The sequence below is a fragment of the Clostridium uliginosum genome, assembly GCF_900112485.1.
Classification (GTDB): Bacteria; Bacillota; Clostridia; order Clostridiales; family Clostridiaceae; genus Clostridium; species Clostridium uliginosum.
On record NZ_FOMG01000014.1, the window covers coordinates 40,653 to 66,511 of the forward strand.

The window sequence follows — 25,859 nt, forward strand, 5'->3', positions numbered from 1 at the left end:
ATTAACTCATTTGTTATGTTTAAATTTTATTGATATAAACAATGTTGATTTTAGTTAGATATATATGCAACTAAAACAATTAAGAATAATATTTCTATATCAGATAAATTTACGTTGTAGATTTCTTCAATATTATATTTAAACTTTAAAGTTAAAGAGTAGTAGTCTGGGTATAATTTTTTTAACTTATTTATAATAGGTGTGCAATTTATGTTTATAAGGTTAATTCTTTCATAAATTAGATCAATATGAATATGAAAGAAATTATTTAATATATCATCAGTAAAAAAAGTTTTTGTTCTTTCGTTGATATTAATAAGATTTTCATAAAGGCTTTCATAAGCTGAGTTATTTAAATTATAATGATAATTTGGTATATTGTTTTTTATTGTAATTAAATAATCATTGAAACTATCAACTAAAGTACTATTATTAAGATGTTTATTTTTTAATGAATTATTTATATTAGTAATTAAATCTTTAAAGCTATTAAGAATACTTTGTTTGTACTTTAAAAATGAATGATTAGTTATTTTAGTATTATTATCATAAATAAAATAACCATTTAAATTATTAAGGCAATTAAGTAAATTTTTTTCACTTAATAAAGGTTGACTAAGTTTACTTTGTAAATTATCAGGAAGATCAAGGCTATTTATTTTTACTTGCTTTTTGTTATTTATTAAGTAATCAGAGTATGCATTAGCTACTGCCAATGTTATGTCATTTTTTAATTGTCCTATATTATATGGACAATCATATGATAAGAAACAAAGAATAGAATTATAAGAAATAAGAATAGGCTTGTTTAATTTTTGACTTTCTTGTTTTAAAAAAGATTCTATTAATACTAATCGTTCCTCTAGACTTCGCTCATTTAGAGAAGGAAGATATATTTTAATTGGAATTCTTCTTATAAATGTATCTAATAAAGAAGTATTGATGTCTTTATTAGTTGCACAAATAATACGAGCGGATGACTTTATTTTATGTGACACCTCTCCAAATCTTTTAAAATAACCAGTATCCATAAATATAAAAAGCATTTCTTGACCTTCGCTTGGTAAATTGTGAATTTCATCTAAGAATAGAATACCACCATCAGCTTGTTCAATTAAACCGGATTTATCTTTAGTAGCACCAGTAAAAGTTCCTTTTTTAACTCCAAAAAGATGAGAACTCAAAAGTTGAACATTGTTTGAATAATCAGAACAATTAAAGTGTAAAAAAGGTATGTCCTTAGTAGTATTTAGTGAACTTGCATATTCATGCATTAATGATGCAAGCATAGATTTACCAACACCAGTATCTCCTATTATCAAACAATTCATTCCATTAGGAGGATATAATATAGCAGTTTTTGATAATTTTAATGCATGAGTTAATGATGGATAAAAATAAGATAATTGATCCATTGATGAATTTGTACTAATGTCTAAATTATTAGGATTATTTAAGAAATATTTAACAGGTCTAGAATTGTTTTTATATAAAAGATTGTCTTTAACGAGCAAATTCAAATCTTTACTAACATTAGAACGTTCTAAATTAAGATAATCACTAATTTTTTTAGTTGTAATCCCAGTGGCATTATCTAATTTTTTAATAGTATCATAAATTAATTTAATTCTTTTCATATAAATTACCCACTTTAGTAAAATATTTTTGTATAAAAATTTGTTACATAATGTATTACTATTAACAAATACTGTATTAATAGTAGCATATTGTGTATAGCTTTACAACACACTTATTATAATTATAATTATGAAGAATAAGAAAAATTAAAAAACTAAGATATAGTCATACATTTAAATATATTCTATTAATTGGCATGTTTATTGCTTTAATTATTATAGTAATGTAATAATGATTGGAGGAATATTCATGAAATGGACAATGATAGCAACATGGAGAATGGCAATAGAAGGAATAACAGAAGCATCAAAAGATTTAGAAAAAGGTTGTTTTTCGGGAAATGCTATAGAGAAAGCAATTAAAATGGTGGAAGACTTTCCTTATTATAAATCAGTTGGATATGGTGGATTACCAAACGAAAAGTGTCAGGTTGAGTTAGATGCTGCATATATGGATGGAGATACACTTTCAATTGGAGCTATTGGAGGAATAACTGACTTTAAAAATCCAATTAGTATTGCAAAAAAATTAAGTGAAGAAAGATTTAATTGTTTTCTTGTTGGATTAGGGGCAAATGAGTACGCTCAAAAAGAAGGCTTTGAAAGGGTAAATATGTTAACAGATAGAGCAAAAAGGCACTATCAAAAAAGAATAAGAGAAACAATAGATAAGGGATTGAGTCCTTATGCTGGTCATGATACTGTAGGAATGATTGCTATTGATAAGAATGGAAAGATGGCTGCAGGAACGTCAACAAGTGGACTTTTTATGAAGAAAAAAGGTAGAGTTGGAGATTCTCCAGTTTCAGGTTCAGGTTTTTATGTTGATAGTGAAATAGGTGGAGCATCAGCAACAGGTCTTGGAGAAGATTTAATGAAGGGATGTATTTCATATGAAATAGTAAGATTAATGAAAGAAGGATTACATCCTCAACAAGCAGCTGATAAAGCAGTGTTAGAATTAAATGAAAAATTAATTAAAAGAAGAGGAAAATCAGGTGATATATCAATAGTTGCACTTAATAATAAAGGGGAATGGGGAGTTGCAACTAATATTGAAGGATTCACATTTTCAGTAGTTTCAGAAGACGAACATCCAACTGTTTATTTATGTAATAAAATTAACAATGGACAAACTACATATGATGTAGCTACAAAGGAATGGTTAGAAGCTTATGAAAAGAGAATTAAATCACCAATTACTTTTGATTAAACATTAGATTTTATATTTAAATATGTATATTAATAAATTCGTTATCCTGGGAGGAAATCATAAATGAGTATATATGAAGTTTGCGTAGGAAACTATAATGAAGCTTTAAGAGCTGAAAAGCTAGGTGCTAATAGAATTGAACTTTGTGATAATCTTTTAGAAGATGGAACTACTCAAAGTTATGGAACTATAAAGAGAACAATATCAAACTTAAATATTCCTGTCATGGTTATTATTAGACCAAGAGGTGGAAATTTTAATTATTCTCTAGAAGAGATTGAAATAATGAAAGATGATATTAGAATTTGCAAAAAACTTGGAGCGTATGGAGTAGTAATAGGAGCATTGAAAAATAAATGTATAGATATAAAGGCAGTTAAAGAACTTGTGAAAATTGCAAAGCCTATGAGTATAACATTCCATATGGCTTTTGATGAAATAGAAGATAAGTATAAAGCCATTGATGAACTAGTAGATTTAGGAGTAGATAGAATATTAACTAAAGGTGGAAATGAAAATGCATTAAGTGGAAAAGAAATGATAAAAAGTTTAGTTGAATATTCAAATGATAGAATTTCTATTATGCCAGGAAAAGGGGTAACAAAAGAAAATAGAGAATTTATACTGGATTTTACTGGAGCAAAAGAAATTCATGGCAGTAAAGTAGTGTAAAATATAATTATAAGAGAAGAGGGATAATGATGGAAAAATTAGAAGAAATATCATTCAAGTTAATTAGTAATTCTGGTGAAGCAAGATCACTATTATTTGAAGCATTAAGAGATTCAAGAGAAGGAAATTTTGAAGAAGCAGAAAAAAAAATTAATGAAGCGGAAACTAGCATGTTAAAGGCTCATGAATCACACTTTTCATTAATACAACAAGAAGCGGCAGGAGATAAAATTGAAATATCATTACTTTTAATGCATGCAGAAGATCAATTAATTACAACAGAAACACTAAAAAGTATTGTAAAAGAAATGATATTAATGAATAAAAAATTTTCAAAATAATATATTTAATTTATATATTTCCCAACTATGTATGTTAAAATCCATATTTTGAAAAATTACCATATTTTTATTACTATAAATCTTCAGTAAATATATTATGAAGAAAATTTTTTAGAACATATATATTAGGCTATGTTTTAATATAGTGTTGATATTGTTACATTTTTGTGAAGTGTGCATTAGAATTGGACTTTTAGAACTCTTAATGAGTATTGTCACATTAGTTGCTTGTCCAAAACTTGTTTTTGGAATAAGCTGGAATGGGACTATACTCATTTAGATGTTTTTAAGTTCAATTCTTTAGCACGCTGAACAATATGTAACAATATCAACACGCTTTTAAAACATAGCCATATATTATAAATAGAACAGGCATTTTATTATCAAACTTGATAGTGAAATGCCTGTTTTTAATATTTATTATTTAATGATTAATAAATATTTTAGGTTGTGTTTTAAGTGAAGGTTGATATTGTAATAAGAAAAAGTTTGAAGGAACTTTTTTAGAGTATTTGGAGATAGTAAAAAAGATCCAGACATGTCTAAGCTTTCATATAAGATGAACCATTTAATTAATAGAAGTATTCACTATAAATAATTTTTATTATAATTGCTTTAAAGAATTCTTTAAAAAATCAATAAATATGTTTTCAGCTATAGAAGGTTTGTAGTCTTTATTTTTTATAAGATAAATTCTCCTATTAATCTTTATATCTTCTTTAAATGGAATAGCTTTAATTAATCCATAATTAAGTTCATTTTTAATGCAGTAATAAGATAAAACAGATATGCCTATTCCTGAAATAACTCCTTGTTTTATAGCTTCTATATTACCTATTGTGTAAATTTTTTCTGGTTTAAATTTAAAATCTCCTATGTTTTCAATATGTTTAATTATTGAAGTTTTAGGATTTGATATTAAGAAAGTGCTATTCTTTAAACTATTTATGTTTATAGATTTTTTCTTAGCAAAAGGATGATTATTACCTACTAACAATACTATAGGATCATCACAAATGTCTTCACAAATTAAATCTTCTTTATCAAAAAATTCTGGTTGGCTTATTAAGGCCATTGAACACAGATTATTTTTTATGTCTTGTATTACATCTTTAGTATATTTAACATCATTTAATATAGATATGTATGGATATTTTAGATTGAAATTATAGATTATATCAGGAAGTATGTAAGTACCTGGGGTGCTAGAACATGAAATATTTATCTTTTGTTCTTTTAAATCATTTAATAATGAAAGTTTAAGTTTAGCCTCATTTGATGCATCTAATATTTTTCTAGCATATGGTAATAAGGCCTTTCCAGCCTCCGTTAATTTTATATCTTTATTATCTCGTGAAAATAGTTTTGTATCAAAATATGCTTCTAAATTTTTTATTCTAAGGGATACAGCAGCTTGAGTGCAAAATAATTGTTGGGAAGTTTTGGTAAAATTATTATTTTCAGAAAGAATAAGGAATGTTTTTATGTTTTGAATATTCATTGCAATACCTCTTAACATATGTTTATTTTAATAAAATTATACTACATAATTAATTAATAAGTTAATAAATAACAAACAAGCAACTATAAAAAATACTTATAGTAAAATTAAGAAAGATTTTTTCCATAAGTATTCATAATTGGATAAAGGATTTAATTTGCTTTAGAATGATTTTATGAAAACCAATACAAAGATGAGAGGAGAAATGTGTTTTGAGTAATTCAGAAAAAGAGGTAAAAATAAAAAAACAAAAAAGTCCTTTTGAAATAAGGATGCAGTTTTTTGGTTTACCACTTGCACTTATATTATTTGCAATAATTTTTACAATGACAACACCAAATGGACTTTCTTATTCAGGGAAGATGGCAATGGGGGTATTCTTGTTTGCATTAACATTATGGATAACAAACAGTATACCTAATTATGTAACAGCACTACTTACTATAGTTCTTTTACCATTAACTGGTGCTTGGGATGAAACTCAGGTTATGGGAGTCTTAGGATATGAAGTTATCTGGTTAACTTTTGCGGCTTTCATAATAGCATCTGGTATGGAAAAGAGTGGTCTTGCCAAAAGATTAGCATTATTTCTTATTACTAAATTCGGAAAGAGTACTAATAGTATATTAGCATTGCTTATGGCAACAAACTTTTTAATAGCTTTTGTTGTTCCATCAACAACTGCTCGTGCTGCTATGATGTTCCCTATAGTAATGTTAGTAATAGAAGCTTTCCATGTTAATTTAGATGATCCTAAAAATAACTTTGGTAGACTATTAGCATTACAAGGAATTCAGTCAAATAACTTATCAACAGCTGCCATATTAACTGCTACATCTTCACAAATACTTGCAGTTAGTTTTATAAGAGATCTTTCAGGTCATGAAATTTCATGGGGTGAATGGTTTATGGCATCAGCACCAATAACTATACTTACATTAATAGCTTCATTTTTTATAGGTAAGTCATTATTTAAGGTGCATAATAAAAAAGTAACTGAAGAAGATATGAAAAAAATTAACGATCAATATAAAAGTCTTGGCAAGATGTCAATAATAGAAAAGAAATCACTTGCTATATTTGCTTTCACAGTTATTATGTGGGCATTAGATAAGGCACAACTTAAAATATTCGGATTTAGATTAAGTTTGGTTATGGTTGCAATACTATCAGCAGCATTATTCTTCATGCCTTATATAGGAATATTAAAGTGGAAAGAAGCTAAGATATCATGGAACTTATTAATATTTGCATGTGGAGCATATGCAGGTGGAGTTGCATTAAATGATACTGGAGTTGCATCATGGGTACTGAATAGTATATTTACATCTTTAGGAATCGAGAATCTAAGTTTCTATGCACTATTTGCAGTAATAATGTTTATTTCAAGTTTCAGTCATTTAGTATTCACATCAAAAACAGTAAGAACAATAATACTTATACCAACAATAATAGCAATAGCAAAAACATCAGGTTACAATCCAGTTGCTCTTGCATTACCAGCAGCATTAACTATTGCAGATACAATTACATTACCACCAAGTAGTAAGGTTAATCTTATATATTACAATACTGGATACTTTAGTGTATTACAGGAACTGGTTTATGGATTACTTGTGTTATTAGTAAAATGGGGAATTTTAATAGTTGCTTCATTTACTTGGTTTAAATTATTAGGAATAGTTTAGGGGGGAAATGATATGAAAAAACTACTGACTGTATTACTAGCATTAACTTTAATAATTTTACCCGCAGAGCAAGTTTTTGCGGCAGATAAAGATGGAAAGTTAATTTCTATAGAGGATGTAATTACTAAAAATGGAGAAAATGCAAATATAAAAGAAAGTATAACAGCTATAACAGATTCAAATGGGAAGGTAGATTTTCCATCTTATAAAGATAGCAAAATAAATAAAATTACAATAGAAAATGGTACACAAAATGGAGATGTTGAACTTATAAAAAATGGGGATATAGAATATAACTCATTAAATTTCACAGAAAAAAATAAGGAAGTTAAGTTTTCCATTGAAATCATACAAGAAAAAACTTATGTAGAAAAAGCAGCTAAGATAGGAAGTACATTTCCTCAAAATGTAAAGTTAATTGAATTTAAAGAGAAAAATAATTCACCTTTAAATATTGAAAATTATACAATTAATTTAGCAGCTCCTAATGGATATGAACTTTTACATATAGTTGACTTTAATCCTGAAAAGCAATATGAGGTTTTTCAAAAAGATGGACAAACTTTTGGAAAGTTTGAATTTAAAAAAGTTAAATGTGGATCTGACATGAAACTTTCAATTAATGTGTATAACAAAAATAAAACCTTTAATTATATAGTTTGGGCATTAGCAATTGTAATTTCAATATTATTTATGATTAAGAATAGAGATTTATTAGAAAAGGCTAAAGAAGAAAAATTAAAGACTAAAAATTAAAAAAACTAAGAATAAATAGTAGGTAGGTGAATAAATTTGAGAAAAAGACAAGGTATATTAATAATATCAGATGGGCTAGGGGATAGACCTAATAAAGAGTTAAATGGCTTAACTCCACTTGAAAAAGCAAATACTCCTAATTTAGATAAATTAGTAGCTGAAGGTATATGTGGAAATGTATATCCAATATCAGCAGGTATAAGAGTTGGTACTGATGTAGGTCATCTTGAGATATTTGGATATGATAGCAATGAAGTTTATCCAGGTAGGGGACCTCTTGAAGCTATAAGCGCTGGGATAGAGATTGATGATGGAGATATTGCTTTTAGAGGTAACTTTGGAACTATAGATGAAAATAATATTGTTATTGATAGAAGAGCTGGTCGTATTAGAAAAGATACAGATTTATTAGCAAATTCATTAAATGGAATGATATTAGAAGATGGAACAGAAGTTTTAGTTAAGGAACTAACTGATCATAGAGTAGCTGTTGTCTTAAGAGGTGAAGGATTAGGAAAAGAAATAATTTGTACAGATCCTGGGACAGCCTGTGAAGGAGAAAAATTAGTAAAACCAATAGCAATAGATGAAAATGATGTTAAAAGCAATAAAACAGCAAAAAATCTTCTTGAATTTACAATGAAAGCAAATAAAATATTAAAAAATCATCCAGTTAATATAAAGAGAATTGCAGATGGAGAAGAAGCTGCAAATATAATTTTAACTAGGGGTGTTGGGCAAAAGAAATACATGCCGAAAATAACAGAAAAGTTTGGAATTAAGGCAGTATGTATAGCTGGAGACAAAACAGTTTATGGTATTGCAAATTTAGCAGGGATGGAAAAATATGCAGAAGATGACTTTACTGCAAATTTTGATACAAACATAGGTAAAAAAGCTAAAAAGGCAGTAGAATATATAAATAAAGGTTATGATTGGGTTGTAGTGCATGTTAAGGCAACAGATCTTGCAGGTCATGATAATCTACCTTTAAAAAAAGTGGAGGTTATAGAAAAGATAGACAAGATGGTTGGTTATATATTAAATAATGTAGATAAATCAAAATGCTATATAAGTTTTACAGCTGACCATTCAACTCCATGTGAAGCAAGAGATCATACTGGAGATGGAGTTCCAACTATAATATGGGGAGAAGATGTTAGAAAAGATGATGTTAAGGTAGCTGGAGAGAAGTATTTTATGAATGGTTCTTTAAATAACCTTACTGCAACAGATATTTTCATGTTGCAAATGGACTTTATGGGCTTTACTAAGAAAAGAGGAGCATAAAGTTTAAATAGTGAACTGTTCCCACATTAAGTGGATATTGTTTTAAAAAGCGAGTTATTTTTAAGCCACATTCCTATATTCAATAGGAGTGTGGTTTTTTTAATACCAGTCAAATATCAATGAATATATTCATTAATAGCCTTAAATAAAGTGTCTACATCTTAACATATAGCCAGTCTATTATTTTCTTTCATGTGCCTTAAATATTATGTGTTAACTTAAAATTACAGTTTTCTTTCTTTTTTTGTCATACACACGGCTTTGATCTGAATATATTTTAATAAAAAGGAGGGCGTATTTATGGACTTCAAAAAATTTATAGAAACAGATAGAGAGAATTGTAATAAGAAAAAGTTTGAAGGAACTTTTTTAGAGTATTTAGAGATAGTAAAAAAAGATCCAGATATATCTAAGCTTTCACATAAAAGGGTTCATGACATGATTGTAAAAAGGGGAATAGAGGAACTAAAGGCAGAGGAAAATCCTAGAATAAGAAAAATCTATGGAAATGATTCAATAAGAAGATATGGATTTTTTAAAGATGAGTTTTATGGAATTGATAAAGTTATCATGAAACTATGTAATTACTTTAAGTCTGCAGCAATGAAAGGGGAAGAAGCAAGACAAGTTTTATATCTTGTTGGTCCCGTTGGAGCAGGTAAGTCATCCTTAGTTGAAAGTATAAAAAGTGCATTAGAAGAATGTGAACCAGTTTATTCATTGAAGGGATGTCCTATGCATGAAGAACCACTGCATCTTATTCCTAAGCACTTAAGACCTAAATTTGAAGAATTATTAGGTATACAAATAGAAGGAGATTTATGTCCAGTATGTAAATATAGATTAACTAATGAGTTTAAAGGCAAATATGAAGAATTTCCTATTGAAACAACAGATTTTTCTATAAGATCAAGAAAAGGAATAGGGGTAGTACCACCAGTTGATCCTAATAATCAAGATACTTCAATTTTAAATGGTTCTATTGATATTTCAAAAATGGATTTATATTCAGAAGATGATCCAAGAATATTTTCATTAAATGGTGCTTTCAATGTTGGAAATAGAGGACTCGTAGAATTTATAGAAGTTTTTAAGAATGATGTTGAGTATCTTCATACAATAATTACTGCCACTCAAGAAAAATCAGTACCTTCACCTGGTAAAGGTTCTATGATTTATTTTGATGGGGTTATATTAGCTCATTCTAATGAAGCAGAATGGAATAAATTTAAATCAGATCATACAAATGAAGCTATATTAGATAGAATAGTAAAGGTTGAAGTTCCATACTGCTTAGAGTTAGATGAAGAAATAAAAATATATAAAAAGATATTAAATAGGAGTAATTTTAAAGCACATATAGCACCTCATACTATTGAAACTGCAGCAATGTTTGCAATTCTTTCAAGATTAGCATTTTCAAGTAAGGTTGATCTAATTACTAAGTTGAAAATTTATAATGGGGAAGAAATAGTAGAGAAAGGAACTACAAAGAGGATTGATATTTTAGAACTTAGAGAAGAAGCTGGGCAATATGAAGGAATGAAAGGAATAAGCACAAGATTTATTGTTAAGGTAATAGATAATGCACTTTCGGATTCAGAATATGACTGTATTAATCCATTAAGTATTATGGAGAGCTTAATAAAATCAGTTAAAGAAATGGATATTGCAGCTGATGATAAAAAGAGATATTTAGGCTTTATACAAGATACCATAAGAAAAGAATACAATAAGATTTTAGAAAAAGAAATTACTAAGGCATTTATTGTTTCATTTAGAGAACAAGCTGAAAGTTTATTTAATAATTATATAGATAATGCAGAAGCATATGTAAATAAAAATAAAATCAAGGATTCATCTACCGGGGAAGAGCTTAATCCAGATGAAGAATTTATGAGAAGTATTGAGGAACAAATAGGTGTTTATGATGCTTCAGCTAAAGGATTTAGAAGCGATGTTACTTCATATATGTTCTATATAATTAGAAAGGGTGAAACGCTTGATTATACTTCATATGAACCATTAAAAGATGCTATAGAAAAGAAACTAATAGCTTCAGTTAAGGATTTGTCTAGAATTATAACTAAATCTAAGGTGAGAAATGAAGAACAAGCAGAAAAATATAATTCTATGGTAGATGAAATGCAAAAGAGTGGATATTGTCTTCATTGTTGTGATGTGATTTTAAAATATGCTGCTAACAATTTGTGGAAGGATTAAAATAGCATATGGCTATATTTAGGGATAATACAGATAATCAAGTAGATCACGACAGAGCGATAGAGGATAAAAGAAGACATAGACAATTAGTTGAAAAATCAATAAAAGAAAATTTAGGAGATATTCTATCAGAAGAAAGTATATTAGGTGAAAGTAAAAACAAGAAGTTTAAAATTCCGATTAAGAGCATTAAAGAATATCAATTTGTGTATGGAAGGAACTCTAAGGGGGTAGCAAGTGGGACTGGTGAGGAAAAACGTGGAGATAAGATAGATAGTGGGGGTAAGAATAAAACAGGCAAAGGAAATGCAGGAGCTGGAAATAATGAAGGCGATGAGGTATATGAAACAGAGATTACCCTTGAAGAGCTTCTAGAGTATATGTCAGATGAATTAAACCTACCTAATTTAGATGAAAAGAAATATTCGGAAATTTTTAGTGAGAATTGTGGTAAAAAAAAGGGATATCAAAGACACGGGATAAAACCTAGGCTTGCAAAGAAAAAAACAGTAATGTGCAAGATAGCAAGAAAGCAAAGTAAGAAGAGAGCATTGATGGAAACAAGTCAAGGTTACAAGTTAGAGAGGTTTCCATTTAGAGAAGAAGATCTTAGATATTATAGGGTTAAATTAAAACCTAAGAAGGCTAGTAATGCAGTTATGATATTTATTATGGATGCTTCAGGATCCATGGATTCAACAAAGAAATACTTAGCAAGGTCATTCTTTTTTGTATTATCAAGATTTTTAAAGAGAAAGTATAACAATATAGAATTTGAGTTTGTATATCATACTACAATTGCTAAAAGAGTGAGGGAATATGAATTTTTTCATAAGTCTGAATCTGGAGGAACTTATATATCCAGTGGCATTATAGAAGCTTTAAGGTTGATAGATGAAAAATATCCTCCGTCTGAATGGAATATATACCCTGTATATGCTAGTGATGGTGATAATTGGTCAGAAGATAATGTAAGAGCTATAGAATCAGTTAAAAATATATGTAAGGTGAGTAATATGTTTGGATATGCAGAACTTCTTCCATCAACATATACTCAAACTATGTATCACAAATTTGATAAAGAAATTAAAGAAGAGAACTTTGTATCGGTAATAATTAAGGAGAAAAAAGATTTATGGGAAGCACTAAAGGTTATGCTTAAAAAGGAATTAAAGGAGGAGTAAGCATGAGTTATAGCTTAAGGGATATTGAAGAGTGGAATGAAAAGATAGAAAAGAAAGCTAAAAAATATGGATTAGATTTTTATAATCAAGAATTTGAATTTATAGGTTTTAATGAGATGATAGGGTATGAAGCTTATGTAGGAATGCCATCAAAATATCCACATTGGAGTTATGGTAAGGCTTATGAGAGAAATAAAATGCTTTATTCCTTAAATCTTACAGGACTACCTTATGAGATGGTAATTAATTCTGATCCATGTTTAGCATATTTAATGAAGGAAAATACATTATTACTTCAAATATTGACTATGGCTCATGTATATGGTCACAATGATTTCTTTAAAAATAATAGATTGTTTAAAGAAGCCACCAATGCAAAGTATACAATTGAAATGTTTAAATTAGATGCGGACATTATACGTGGATATATTAATAATCCAAGCATAGGATATAAGCAAGTAGAGAGAATATTAGATGCAGCTCATGCTATAAGATATCAGATTGGAAGAGTTATTGGTATGAAAAAACTTTCTGATGAGGAAATGAAAGAAAGTATGATAAAAGATTATGAGAGAAAAATGGATAATAGGGGAGTATTGGATTATAATGATGAAATTCCTTTTCCAAATATAGAAAAGATACCAATAGAGCCTGAAGACGATGTGGTTGAATTTATAATTAAATATGGAAAATTAAAAGAATGGGAAAAAACAATTTTAAAGATAGTAAAAAGAGAAACAGAGTACTTTATTCCACAAATTGAGACCAAGATAATGAATGAGGGGTGGGCAAGTTATTCCCATTATAATATTTTAAAAGAATTAGACTTACCACAAGACTTATATTTTGAATTTTTAAAAAGACATAATGATGTAATAGCACCAATGGTTGGGGGAATAAATCCTTATTATATTGGATTTAAAATCTATGAAGATATTGAAAAAAGGTATGGAAAAGAAAAAATATTTGAAATAAGAGAAATTGAAAGGGATTGTTCTTTTTTAAGACGATATTTAACTAAAGAATTATGCGAAGAATTAAATTTGTTTCAATATAATAAACGAGCATTTGATACGGTTATTGAAGAGATTTCAGATGAAGATGGATGGAAAATAATCAGAGATAACTTAAGTTACACTTGTGGTATGGGAAATATCCCATATATTAGGGTTTTGGATTTAAATGTCAAAGACTATACATTAACATTAGAACATGTTTTTGATGGAAGAGAGCTAGAATTTTCTTATGCAAAGGAAACATTAAGATATATACAAGAGCTTTGGGGAAAACAAGTTAAATTAATTACAACAGGCATTGATAAAAAAGAGATAACCTTAACTTGCAATATTGATAAAAAAATTACTATTTATTAAAAACTAGACTCACATTTGCTTTTGTTTAGTAAGTTCAAGAAACCAAATGTAGAATGCCCACAGGGAAAGTTCTGTTAGCAAAATACAAGATTTGGAATATCACTTTTGGACTTTAGGGGAAACTCGACTCATATGCATTCGCTGAGTAAGTTCAAGTACCCAAATATGAAATGCTCACAGAGAAAGTTCGAGAAACCAAATATAAAATTTGGACTCTTACTTTTGGACTTTCACTTAAGGAACAAAAAAAACTTATATGAATATTTTAATATAGGACAAGGTATTAAAAAATAATAATATAATTTATTAACTTTTTGATAATGCCTAAATAATATTATAGGAGAGGAATATGAACCTAAAGGATAGTAAAACTGAAAAAAATTTATATAAGACATTTGCAGGTGAATCTAGAGCAAGAAATACTTATGGACTATATGGAGAAAAAGCTAGATTAGAAGGCTTTAGACGGGTTGGACAAATATTTGATGAAACAGCTGGAAATGAATATGCTCATGCGAGGGAAGTATTTAAGAGATATTTAAACAAGGTTAAAACTACAGAGGAAAATTTAATAAATGCAGCTTTAGGAGAAGCAAATGAAAGCAATAATCTTTATAAGGAATTTGAAAAAGTAGCAAGAGAAGAAGGTTTTGTAGAAATTGCAGATTTTTATAAAGAACTTCAAGAAGTAGAAGGTAATCATAAAAAAAGATTTTTAGAATTAGCAGAAAAGATTAAAACAGGAACTATGTTTAAGTGTAAAGATGAATGCTATTGGCAGTGTATGAATTGCGGATACATCCATGAGGGAATGGAAGCACCAATGTCATGTCCACTATGCAAATATCCAAGGTCATATTTTAAACAAATATACAATGAGGAACAGTAGAATAGGAGGAATAATATATGTTTTATAAATTTCCAAGTGATTTTCTAGTTCCTGTTCTTTGTGTTGATGATTTTAAAAATGATGTTGATAAACCTAATGATGTAAGAAATAGAAAATGTGTAATAACAGAAGAACGTGATATGTTGTTAAGTCCACTTGAAGAGGGAGTAGAATATATTACAATGAAAAATTTGTGGAATGAATTAGATGAGGAGTATGCAAATAACGAAACTGAAAGGTAGATAAGGTATATGACGCAAAATATACGTTGTATCTTTGAATTGTTATTTATTTGAATATGCCTAACATTAAAAAGAGGCTGTTGCAAAATGATTTTTCAAATCATTATAGGCAACAGCCTATTTTATATGCATACTGGCTTGTTATTTTTAAAAATATGCTTTAAATAGACATACAATTGAACATAAAAATTGAAATTTAATAATATATTAGTTATTGAATAATAAATTTATAGGGATTTAAGATTATGAAATATAAGAATTTAATAAAAGATCAATGCGAAGATATAAGTAATTTAAGTCAAATACTTAAAACTTATGTAGATTCATATAGACTTTTAATTGGAGGAGCGGCAGAATTAAATAATATTAATGTTGCAAAAAAAAGTGAAATTAGAAAAGCTATAGATAGAGTGGATGAGATGGGAGAGTTAATTGATGAATTGATAGTAGCTTTAGATAAATGTGAGGGTGGATATTTAAAATATTGTAAAATTAAAAATGAATATATTACGATAAATTCAGAAAAAGACATAATACTCACAGAGATAGATAATGCATTAAATTTTCAAAGTTCTGAAAGAGATGAGTAAAGTATTATTTAATCAAAAAAGGACTGACTAAAAACAGCCAGTCCTAATTTATTTTCTTTAAAATTTCTTTAATTTAAAGTCGCTTACCATTAAGTATGAAAATGCTATCATTAGAATAATTGCAATATAAATTGATGCCCGTGCTTGTAAGTTAAGTAAAGCAAAAAATGCCATAAAACATCCAGCAATAGTAATAGGAACACCAGTAAATACACCATCAAAATCTGATGAATTATATCTTGCTAATCTAAAGGCTCCGCAAATTGGGAATAGCAATAATAAAGCTAAGCCTAATAATCCATTTGGCCCTAATTTTGTAAATTCAAATAAAATATATATTAGTATAGACGGAGCTACGCCAAAAGAAACTAAATCAGCTAAGGAATCCAATTCTTTTCCTAATTCACTAGAAACATTTAGAAACCGTGCAACTCTTCCATCATATCTATCTACTAAACCTGCGATTAGTATATAAAGACCTGCCCAAATATAATTATGATTCATAACGGATAATATTGAAACAACGCCACAAGACAGGTTTATAAAGGTAAATATGTTAGGAATACAACTTTTCCTCATAAAATCACTCCTAAAATTATAAAAAATTATTTACGAAGACTTATTATACCATATATTGATCTAAAATATAAGGTTTAATTGAATTAATGTTATTCATAAGTTAGAAAAACTGCTAATTTCATACCAAATAATTACATAAATTGTAATGTATTATCGACATTAAAAGTTGAAAATGATATAATCAGCTGTATAACAAATTTGGTTGGAGGTAAATTATATTGATTAAAAAAGTTAGATTCATATACAACCCATACTCAGGCGAAAATATTATAATAAATGAGTTAGATAATGTTATAAGATTGCATGAAGAAGCAGGATTGCAAATTATTCCATATAGAATTCAAAAGGGAAAAGCATTATCAGAAGCATTAGATGGAATTGATACTACTTATGAATACATTTTAATTGCTGGTGGAGATGGAACTGTTGATTCAGTTGTGAATGCTATGAAAAAAAGAAATATAGATTTACCAATAGGAATACTACCAGTTGGAACAGCAAATGATTTTGCAAAGTTTATCGGGGTTACAAATGATATTGTAGAAGGATGCAATAAAATACTAAATTCAAAACCAACACCTGTTGATCTTGGACAAATAAATGATAAGTATTTTATAAATGTAGCAAGTACAGGCCTTTTTACAGATGTATCTCAAAAGACAGATGTAAATTTAAAAAATACTATAGGGAAGTTAGCTTATTATTTAAAAGGATTAGAAGAGCTACCAAACTTTAGAAAATTAAAAGTTAATATAGAATCAAAAGAATGCAAATATGATGGACAAATGTATTTATTATTAGTATTTAATGGTCAAACAGCAGGGAATTTTAAGTTAGCTACACAAGCTAATTTATATGATGGAAAGCTTGATGTGATAATGTTTAAAGCTATTCAGATTATTGAATTATTACCATTATTTATTAAGGTCTTAAAAGGTGAACACTTGGATTCTGATAAAGTAGTTTATTTTAAAACAGATGATTTATATATTCAATCTTCAGAAGATATAGTTACAGATATTGATGGAGAAAGAGGACCAGAATTTCCTTTAAGAATTAAATGTATAAAAGGCGGAATTAAAGTTTTAGGAATAAAATAAAAAAAAGATAATATATATTAAGTAACATAAATTTAAGCTAGGAGTGTAATTTTTGAATTTTGCATATTATTTAATTTTGTTATTTATAATCTGTTTATCATTTTTAATACTTAAAAAAAACTTAGAAGTTTCACCAAAGAAAATAAAAATATATACTACAATAGTAATACTATTGTTTATATTAAGGCATGTAGGTTTGTTTTTACTATGTATACTTAGGAATAGTAATTTTATATATTCTTTAAAACCAATAATATTCTTAAATAATTTAACAATTCCACTTATGGTTTTAGCTATAACATATGTGTATTTAAGATCTGAACAGTTAAAATTTAATTGGAACTATATAATTGCCATTGTCCTAAGTGCTATTTATATTGCAATATTATATATATCAAAGGTAACACTTGATGTTAATAATTTATATGGATTTATAATAAAAATTAATCAAGAAATATTATTATATTTATTTACATTAATAATATTAGGAGTATTTCTTATTATTAACGTAATATTGTTAGATGAAAAATTTGTAAATAAAAATGGTATAAGATTAATGATTTTAGCAATTGTAGTTGTTATGTTAGAAAGTGTTATGATTTTAGGTGGATCAAGATGTTTCCCTTATCCAGTAATAGGTGATTTAATATTTATTATTATCATGAATTCCGTTTTAGATAGCTTTAAAAAGGCAAAAAATCTTTAGAATGATGGAGTAAGATTTTTACATTATTGTACTAAGGGATAAGATATTATTCACATAAAAATATAAACTTACTACAATTTTAATTTCTTTCATGTGCCTTAATGAAATTAAAATTGTGGTAAGTTTTTTATATGCTTAAAGTATATTCAAAAAAATGGGGATGTCTCATAATACAAATCATCTACTGATATGATGTATATTCAAAAAAAATAGAAATAACATTTATGTAAGAAGCATTGAAAAATAAGCTTATAGTTTCTTCATTTGAAGTTGTTCCATAAATGATAGTCCTAATGCATATTAGGAGCAATCTTTTATGGGTACAACTTTAAATGTTAGAAAATATTAGCTTATTTTTCTAGTCTTCTTTAATAAATGTTATTTCTATTTCTTTGTTATTACTTCACTTGGTAATTCTGAGACAGCCCCATTTTCTTTTATATTGCTAAAGCTAACTCTCTCTTCTTTTATTATTGCTTTTATTTTTATGAAAAGAAGTTTTAAAACTTTGTTTATTTTTATTTGTACTTTTACATGCGTTATTGCTTGTATTATTTTCAGTACTCTTATTTGGACCATTCTTGGAAGTATGATTTTCATTTTTATTTAATTCTCTATTTAAATTATTATTAGCATTTTTACTTGAATTATTATTAAATGGTTTATTATTTGACTTATGTTTACCTTGATAACCAATTTTACCTGGTGCATTACCAATTAAACAATCTTTTCCATTACCTATTAAATCTTCTCTATGTGCTTTAATTAATGCTTTTTTAACTGTTTGATAGTTTTTTGGAACAGCAAATTGTATTAATGCTCTTTGCATGTTTTTTTCTTCTTGAGTTTTTGGAATATACACTTCTTCATCAGTAATTGGATTAAATCCAGTATAATACATAGTTGTTGACAAACTTCCTGGAGTTGGGTAAAAATCTTGTACTTGTTCTGGAGTATATCCCATCTCTTTTACATATTCAGCAAGTTCTATTGCTGCATTTAAATCTGAACCTGGATGAGAAGACATTAAATAGGGAACTAAAAATTGATTTTTATTTACTTGCTTGTTTAGTTTAAAATACTTATCAACAAACCTATCATAAACTTCTCTTGTTGGTTTGCCCATTTGATTTAATACTCTTGGAACAACATGTTCTGGGGCAACTTTTAATTGACCACTTATATGATGTTCACATAGTTCTTTAAAGAAAGAATCATTTTTATCGTGTATTAAATAATCATATCTAATACCAGAACGAATAAATACTTTTTTTATTCCATCAATATTTCTAACTTTTTTTAAAAGTGAAAGATATTCAGTATGATCGATTATTAAATTCTTACAAGGAGCTGGGAACATACATTGTTTAGTCTTGCAAGTACCATGTACTTCTTGTTTTTTGCAGGCTTTGTGCCTAAAGTCAGCAGTAGGACCTCCAATGTCATGTATATAACCTTTAAAGTCAGGTAAAGTTGTTAATAACTTTGCTTCATCGATTATTGATTGTTGTCCTCTATTTTGAATAACTCTTCCTTGATGGAAAGTTAATGCACAGAAAGAACATGAACCAAAGCATCCTCTATGACTAGTTATTGAAAATTTAACTTCTTGTATTGCAGGAATACCACCTTTTGATTCATATATTGGATGGTAAGTTCTTGTATAAGGTAAATCATATGTAAGATCCATTTCTTCTTCAGTTAAGTTTTCTTGAGGCGGATTTTGCACTAAATATCTATCGCCATATTTTTGAACAATAGTTTTACCTTGTATAGAATCTTGTTCATAATATTCTAATTTATAAGCTTCTCCATAAGCTTTTGTATCAGTAGATACTTCTTCAAATGAAGGAACTGTAATTGAGTCTTTAATAGAAGATATATCTTTAGTTAAATAACAAGTTCCACGTACAGTTGTAATATTTTTTATACTTGCTCCATATCTTAATAATTCAGCAATTTGAACTACAGTTTTTTCGCCCATACCATACATTAATAGGTCAGCTTTAGAATCTAAAAGAATACTTCTTCTAACCTTATTATCCCAATAATCATAATGTGCAAATCTTCTTAAACTTGCTTCTATCCCACCAATTGCAATAGGGACATCCTTAAAAGCTTCTCTAATTCTATTACAGTAAACTATAACAGCTCTATCAGGTCTATGGCCAGCTTCGCCACCAGGTGAATAAAGGTCCTCACGTCGTGTTTTTTTTGCAGCAGTATAGTGATTAACCATTGAATCGATATTACCTGAGTTTACAAGAAAACCATATTTAGGACGTCCTAGCTTCTTAAAATCTTCAGAATCTTTCCATTTGGGTTGAGCTATAATGCCTACAGTAAATCCTTGAGATTCAAGTGTTCTGCCTATAATAGCAGTACCAAATGATGGATGATCCACATAAGCATCACCACTGACAATAATAAAGTCTAATTGATCAATGTTTCTTTTTGCTAAGTCTTCTTTACTAATAGGTAAAAATTCTTTACAAAGTTTCATATATTAATTAACTCCAATTCATAAATTTCTATTTAATGATTTAAAAGGAAATAATAATCCTAAACTAGTTTATTATATTCCTTTAAATGCTGTAACTATCTAATGTATTTTATATTAACATAACGATAATTACTTTACAAATAGCAATGATTTTACAAGATTTTGTATAACTTCTAACAGTGTAATTTTTTAAATATGGTGTTAAATTATTCCATTATTATACAAAAAGATTTACTAGTTATTTATTTGGAGATGACTAGTATTAAGATAGTACAAAAAAATGGTATGATTTAAAGTATTTTTAATTAGAAAATAAAGTTAATAAGCTGATGAATAATATAAAAAACAAAAATTTGTTGCCTTTTTATGGATATGTAATATAATAATTAGTAGAAATAAGTAGATTAAGAATTATTAATATTAAAAATAAACTAGATGTTTTATAGAAATTGTATTATAGGGTGGTGTAAAAGATGGAGGCTGGACCTCAGAGTATTAAAGAACATAGGTTAAAATTTAATATCTTAAGGGAGAAGTCTCATCTTTTTTAGATAAGTAAGACTTCTTTCTGAGCAATAAAGAGGAGGCTTACATGAAGAAATTAGCTGTATTTTTATATACAAGTGCTTTATCAAGGAAGGTTTATGATGAATTTGGTGATATACTTGGTGAATTAAGAGATGTTTATGTAACTACTGAAGAAGGATATCCAAGAGTAATCGGATATAAGATTAGAAAAGATGGCGTTACATTTCATTATGAATTTAGAAATATAGAATTTTTTGAAGATGGAGGAATTGTTAAGATTGAAACTAGAGGAAGTAAGGAAATACTTCCTATGACTTATACTTATCTTCTGTCAGAAAATTTATTAGATAAGAAAATAGTAGATATAAATGGTAAACAAGTTGTAAGGGTTAACGATTTAAGAATAGCAGAAATTGCAGGAGAATATAGAGTAGTTGCTGTTGAGACAGGACCACTTGCTAGATATAGAAGATTTAAAATTGCAGGAATAGTTAAGTTTATATATCAAATTTTAAGAAAAGATTATGAAGATAAAGTTTTAATGTGGGAAGATGTTGAATCACTAGAAATGGTTGATAACAATCTTAAGTTAGTACTTCCATATCAAAAATTATCAACATTACATCCAGCTGATCTTGCAGATATATTAGAAGAGTTAGATGCAAGATCAAGAAAACAAATTTTTGAATCTTTAGATGAAGATTTAGCAGCTGACACATTAGAAGAAATAGATGCAGAATATAAAGGAAGTATTATTAAGGATTTATCAGATAGTAGAGCGGCTGAGGTTTTAGAAAATATGCCAAGTGATGAAATTGCAGATCTTCTAGATGATTTAGATGAAGAAGAAAGAGAAAAAATACTAATCAATTTGGAAAAGGAAGATGCTGAAGAAGTTAAGGAACTACTACAATATGAAGATGAAATTGTAGGAAGCATAATGAGCAAAGAATTTATATCTGTTAATCTGGATATTACTGTTGGTGATGCTATTGAGATATTAAAAGAAATGCAGCCAGACGAGGAAGTTATGTATTATATATATATAACAAATGAAGAAGATAGGATTGAAGGTATGATTGCATTAAGAGATTTAATAATAAATGATTGTGATAAGAAAATAAAAGATATTATGGATGAAACAGTATCTCATGTTAGACATGATGATGAAATTAATTATGCAATTGAGGTGGCAGCTAAGTATGATTTAATATCTGTTCCTGTAATAGATGAAGAAGAAAAATTAGTTGGAATAGTAATTATTCATGATTTAGTAGATGAATTTTTATATCCTCTTTGGAAAAAGAAAAACTAAATAATGTTTTAATTTTTTGACTTGCTATTTTCTTTAATATGCCTTAATTTTAAAAAATATTGTTGACTTTTTTTAAAAATAACATATAATAAAGATATAAAGCTTATCGAATTACTCAGAATTAAAGACAGTGAAAAAGGAAAGTAACATAAAGAAAGATTACAGAGAGAAAAATATGCTGAGATTTTTTCATCAAGAATTTATGTGAAGTGCCCTTTGGAGTTGAAATCTGAACTGTACATTTTATACAAATGCTATTATAGTAAGATTCTCCGGGTTCACCCGTTATAGTGATATGGCATCTTAAGTGTCAAAAATGAGTGGAATTAAATTATTTTAATTTAATTCAATTAGAGTGGAACCACGAATATTACTTCGTCTCTATAGTTATTATAGTAGATGGAGTTTTTTTGTTATATAAGGCACATCTTTGGTATATTATTTTCTTTAATGTGCCTAACTAATAATTAGTATACTAAGATAAGGTTAAAATATATGATTTCAAAATATCAAATAGAAAAATATTAAGGAGGACTAGAATAATGATTTATAATGGAGTATTAGAATTAATAGGAAAAACACCAGTTTTAAAGATAAACAACTTGGTTAAAGGTGAAAATATAGCAGATGTTTATGTTAAATTAGAGAAATTTAATCCTGGTGGAAGTGTTAAAGATAGAGCAGCACTTGGAATGATTGAAAAAGCAGAAAAAGAAGGTTTATTAAAACCAGGATCAACAATAGTTGAACCAACAAGTGGAAATACAGGAATAGGACTTGCATTCATAGGAAAGTTAAAGGGATATGATGTTACTATAGTTATGCCTGAAACAATGAGTAAAGAAAGAAGAGACTTAATTAAGGCTTATGGAGCAAAATTAGTATTAACTGATGGAAGTAAGGGAATGAAAGGTGCAATAGAAAAAGCATTAGAAATTGGAAGTGGAGATGGATATTTTATACCTCAACAATTTGAAAATTTAGCTAATCCAGAAAAGCATTATGAAACAACAGCAGAAGAAATTTTTGAGGATATTCCAGATTTAGATGCATTTGTAGCTGGTGTTGGAACTGGTGGAACTGTTATAGGAATATCAAAGAATCTAAAAAAGAAAAATCCGAAAATTAAGGCTATTGCAGTTGAACCATTATCTTCACCTGTATTAAGTGGTGGAAATCCAGGAGCGCATAAAATTCAAGGAATTGGAGCTGGTTTTGTTCCAGAAATTTATAAAGAACAATATGTTGATGAGATAATTCAAGTAAAAGATGAAAATGCATTTAAGACAGCTAAAGATTTTGCTAGAGTTGAGGGTGTTCTAATAGGAATTTCTTCTGGTGCAGCAGTATATGCAGCTATAGAAACTGCTAAGAAGTTAGGAAAAGGCAAGAAGGTATTAGCGATTGCTCCCGATGGAGGAGAAAAGTATATATCAATGGGAGTATATGAATAAATTAACGTTAGTTAAGGATTAGATATATTTAAGGCATATGAAAGAAAATGTACGTCGCATCTTTGACTTGTTATTTCCTTTCATATGCCTAAGTTACTACTGAATTCTATGAAAGAAAGGAGAGTATGCTGTGTTTAAAAGATTAAATTATGATTTAGAAAGAGTTTTAATTAATGATCCAGCGGCTAAAAGTAAAATAGAAGTTTTGTTATTATATCCATGTATTCATGCTATTATAGCGTATAGAATAGATCATTTTTTATATAAGCATAAAAGATTTTTCTTGGCAAGACTCATTTCTCAATTATCACGATTTTTTACTGGAATAGAAATTCACCCAGGAGCTAAAATAGGAAAAGGATTATTTATAGATCATGGTATGGGTGTTGTAATTGGAGAAACTGCTGAAGTTGGAGATAATGTTACACTTTATCATGGAGTAACTCTTGGGGGAACAGGAAAAGATAAAGGCAAAAGACATCCAACAGTAGGCAATGAGGTTATGATAGGCGCTGGAGCCAAGGTACTTGGACCTATAAATATTGGAGATAATTCTAAAATAGGTGCTAATGCTGTAGTTGTACATGATGTACCAGCTGGGGCAACAGCAGTTGGAAGTCCAGCAAAAAATATCATAAAAACTAATGCAACTATAATAGAAATAAAGGATTTACAAGGAAAAGTGAAAAAAATATTTAATCAAATGGTAATTTAGAGCAATAGAAAATGGGAGTAGAAAGAAGATATAATTGAGAAATTGTTCCTTTTAGGAATAGGTTCAGTAGGACTCATAAAGTGTAGAAGATTTGATTAAGGCACATTCGATTTAATGTGCTAATTAGAGAATTTTTATGAAGAGAGAAAAGCTTCAAACCTGCAAGATGAGTTTGAAGAACATGATTATGGAAAAAAGAATATTTTAAAGAGGAGCTGATTGAAAATGATTTAGATATCATTTTAGACAGCTCCTTATCTAATTTTGAATAAGGCACATTAAAATAAATAACAAGTTAGTATGACACAAAATATACGTCGTATCTTTGACTTGTTATTTTCTTTAATATGCCTTAGGCATATGAAATAAAATATATGATGCATTTTTGGTGCATTATTTTCTTTTGTGTGTCTAAAAGAGTATATAAATAGACTTTTTAAATAAACTAGAATATAATTGTAAATATATATAATTAAGTCACATTAAAAAAAATAACAGACCAGTACGATTGTCTATTTTGCGCCATACTACGTCGATAAGTTTTGCTAATAGCCTGGCTATGAACAAAAGTTCATCTAATTGTCTGACACCAAATATACGGTGCCTTTTTGGTTTGTTATTTTTCTTTCGTGTGCCAAAGTAGGAGTGAAGAAATATGTTATCACCAACTATAGTAAAAGTATTAGATTTATTACCAGAAAGTTTACTTATAAAAATAGGTAGGATGATGGTTAATAACTATATAAAGAAATATGCAAATATAGCCGTAAATGGTATTGAAAATATAGATTCTATAAAAAAACCAAGGATATTTATATGTAATCATCTAAGCAATGCAGATGGTTTAGTTTTAGATAAAGTATTGCGTGAAAAAAGTGATCCATATTTTGTTGCAGGAGCTAAATTATCAGATGACCTTGTAACTCGTATAGGAATTAAGATTGTAAAAAATATTCCTATAAAACCTAATTCAGCTGATAAAGATGCTATTACAAAGATAGTAAAAGCTCTTAGAAGTGGAGAAGATGTATTGATATTTCCGGAGGGTACTAGAAGTAGAACTGGTGCTATGATACAAGGGAAAAAGGGTATATTATTATTTGCTAAAATGTCAAAAGCTGAAATAATTCCAATTGGAATGTCAGGTACAGATAAACTGCTTCCTATTAGTAATAGTGGAAATATGGGAGGAGAAAAATGGAGAAATGCTAATATTACAATAAATATTGGAAAAAAGGTTGATTTACCAATTAAAGATGAAAATGAAAATAAACATGAATATGAAGATAGATGTATGAATGTTTTGATGAGAAGCATAGCTGTTCTCTTACCAGAAGAGTATAGAGGAGTTTATAAATAA

At 28.0% G+C, this 25,859-nt stretch carries 22 protein-coding genes and 1 other annotated feature; of the genes, 18 read left to right on the forward strand and 4 right to left on the reverse strand.

Translation table 11 applies throughout. The features are described 5' to 3' along the window. Positions 1–50 precede the first annotated feature (50 nt). Entirely contained in the window at positions 51–1,637 is a 1,587-nt protein-coding gene (locus BM027_RS10275; protein ID WP_090091505.1) for a sigma 54-interacting transcriptional regulator, read from the reverse strand. A 250-nt stretch (positions 1,638–1,887) separates the two neighbouring features. Between BM027_RS10275 and BM027_RS10280 the strand changes: the two genes are divergently transcribed. From BM027_RS10280 to BM027_RS10290, 3 genes are all read left to right on the forward strand, one after another. After that, complete coding sequence (locus tag BM027_RS10280; RefSeq protein ID WP_090091507.1) at positions 1,888–2,850, forward strand: glycosylasparaginase; 963 nt, start codon at positions 1,888–1,890, stop codon at positions 2,848–2,850. 63 nt (positions 2,851–2,913) lie between these two features. Further along, on the forward strand, positions 2,914–3,522 hold the full coding sequence (locus tag BM027_RS10285; RefSeq protein ID WP_090091509.1) for a copper homeostasis protein CutC: 609 nt from the start codon (positions 2,914–2,916) through the stop codon (positions 3,520–3,522). Positions 3,523–3,551: 29 nt separating this feature from the next. Continuing rightward, positions 3,552–3,863 carry a PTS sugar transporter subunit IIA gene (locus BM027_RS10290; RefSeq protein WP_090091511.1) on the forward strand — a complete coding sequence of 104 codons (312 nt, stop codon included), beginning with the start codon at positions 3,552–3,554 and terminating at the stop codon, positions 3,861–3,863. Between the two features lie 604 nt (positions 3,864–4,467). On the opposite strand, the gene BM027_RS10295 is transcribed toward BM027_RS10290, so the two are convergent. After that, positions 4,468–5,364, reverse strand: coding sequence for a LysR family transcriptional regulator (locus BM027_RS10295; RefSeq protein WP_175559967.1), 897 nt, complete (start codon positions 5,362–5,364; stop codon positions 4,468–4,470). Positions 5,365–5,576: 212 nt separating this feature from the next. Between BM027_RS10295 and BM027_RS10300 the strand changes: the two genes are divergently transcribed. From BM027_RS10300 to BM027_RS10340, 9 genes are all read left to right on the forward strand, one after another. Next, the gene (locus BM027_RS10300) at positions 5,577–7,052 is read left to right on the forward strand and encodes an SLC13 family permease (RefSeq protein WP_242943309.1); all 1,476 of its coding nucleotides are present in this window, start codon (positions 5,577–5,579) and stop codon (positions 7,050–7,052) included. A gap of 12 nt (positions 7,053–7,064) precedes the next feature. Then, positions 7,065–7,808, forward strand: coding sequence for a hypothetical protein (locus BM027_RS10305; RefSeq protein ID WP_090091514.1), 744 nt, complete (start codon positions 7,065–7,067; stop codon positions 7,806–7,808). Positions 7,809–7,844: 36 nt separating this feature from the next. After that, complete coding sequence (gene apgM / locus BM027_RS10310) at positions 7,845–9,098, forward strand: 2,3-bisphosphoglycerate-independent phosphoglycerate mutase (RefSeq protein WP_090091516.1); 1,254 nt, start codon at positions 7,845–7,847, stop codon at positions 9,096–9,098. A 300-nt stretch (positions 9,099–9,398) separates the two neighbouring features. Beyond that, positions 9,399–11,321 (forward strand): PrkA family serine protein kinase, encoded by a 1,923-nt coding sequence (locus tag BM027_RS10315; protein WP_090091518.1) that lies wholly within the window; start codon positions 9,399–9,401, stop codon positions 11,319–11,321. 8 nt (positions 11,322–11,329) lie between these two features. Next, positions 11,330–12,505: a sporulation protein YhbH gene (gene yhbH, locus BM027_RS10320; RefSeq protein ID WP_090091520.1), complete on the forward strand. Its 1,176-nt coding sequence runs from the start codon at positions 11,330–11,332 to the stop codon at positions 12,503–12,505. 2 nt (positions 12,506–12,507) lie between these two features. Then, positions 12,508–13,878, forward strand: coding sequence for a SpoVR family protein (locus BM027_RS10325; RefSeq protein WP_090091522.1), 1,371 nt, complete (start codon positions 12,508–12,510; stop codon positions 13,876–13,878). A 349-nt stretch (positions 13,879–14,227) separates the two neighbouring features. Further along, positions 14,228–14,767, forward strand: a complete 540-nt coding sequence (locus tag BM027_RS10330; protein ID WP_090091524.1) for a rubrerythrin family protein — start codon at positions 14,228–14,230, stop codon at positions 14,765–14,767. 17 nt (positions 14,768–14,784) lie between these two features. Next, positions 14,785–15,009, forward strand: coding sequence for a hypothetical protein (locus BM027_RS10335; protein ID WP_090091526.1), 225 nt, complete (start codon positions 14,785–14,787; stop codon positions 15,007–15,009). A gap of 245 nt (positions 15,010–15,254) precedes the next feature. Beyond that, entirely contained in the window at positions 15,255–15,599 is a 345-nt protein-coding gene (locus BM027_RS10340; protein WP_090091528.1) for a hypothetical protein, read from the forward strand. A gap of 57 nt (positions 15,600–15,656) precedes the next feature. Here the strand turns inward: BM027_RS10340 and pssA are convergent, their stop codons facing one another. Beyond that, a complete protein-coding gene (gene pssA / locus BM027_RS10345) occupies positions 15,657–16,178 on the reverse strand; it encodes a CDP-diacylglycerol--serine O-phosphatidyltransferase (protein WP_090091530.1) in 522 nt (173 codons plus the stop codon). Between the two features lie 221 nt (positions 16,179–16,399). Here pssA and BM027_RS10350 point away from each other — a divergent pair, with 221 nt between their 5' ends. Then, on the forward strand, positions 16,400–17,278 hold the full coding sequence (locus BM027_RS10350) for a YegS/Rv2252/BmrU family lipid kinase (RefSeq protein WP_090091578.1): 879 nt from the start codon (positions 16,400–16,402) through the stop codon (positions 17,276–17,278). Between the two features lie 52 nt (positions 17,279–17,330). Beyond that, positions 17,331–17,984 (forward strand): hypothetical protein, encoded by a 654-nt coding sequence (locus BM027_RS10355; RefSeq protein ID WP_090091532.1) that lies wholly within the window; start codon positions 17,331–17,333, stop codon positions 17,982–17,984. 451 nt (positions 17,985–18,435) lie between these two features. Here the strand turns inward: BM027_RS10355 and BM027_RS10360 are convergent, their stop codons facing one another. Beyond that, positions 18,436–20,487 (reverse strand): YgiQ family radical SAM protein, encoded by a 2,052-nt coding sequence (locus BM027_RS10360; RefSeq protein ID WP_090091534.1) that lies wholly within the window; start codon positions 20,485–20,487, stop codon positions 18,436–18,438. Positions 20,488–21,079: 592 nt separating this feature from the next. Here BM027_RS10360 and BM027_RS10365 point away from each other — a divergent pair. The 4 genes from BM027_RS10365 (at position 21,080) to BM027_RS10380 (ending at position 25,859) form a co-directional block, all read left to right on the forward strand. Next, complete coding sequence (locus BM027_RS10365; protein ID WP_090091536.1) at positions 21,080–22,330, forward strand: magnesium transporter MgtE N-terminal domain-containing protein; 1,251 nt, start codon at positions 21,080–21,082, stop codon at positions 22,328–22,330. 121 nt (positions 22,331–22,451) lie between these two features. Further along, positions 22,452–22,716 (forward strand) — a binding site (T-box leader). A 156-nt stretch (positions 22,717–22,872) separates the two neighbouring features. Next, positions 22,873–23,784 (forward strand): cysteine synthase A, encoded by a 912-nt coding sequence (cysK, locus tag BM027_RS10370; protein WP_090091538.1) that lies wholly within the window; start codon positions 22,873–22,875, stop codon positions 23,782–23,784. 130 nt (positions 23,785–23,914) lie between these two features. After that, positions 23,915–24,499, forward strand: a complete 585-nt coding sequence (gene epsC / locus BM027_RS10375; protein ID WP_090091540.1) for a serine O-acetyltransferase EpsC — start codon at positions 23,915–23,917, stop codon at positions 24,497–24,499. 655 nt (positions 24,500–25,154) lie between these two features. Further along, complete coding sequence (locus BM027_RS10380; RefSeq protein WP_090091542.1) at positions 25,155–25,859, forward strand: lysophospholipid acyltransferase family protein; 705 nt, start codon at positions 25,155–25,157, stop codon at positions 25,857–25,859.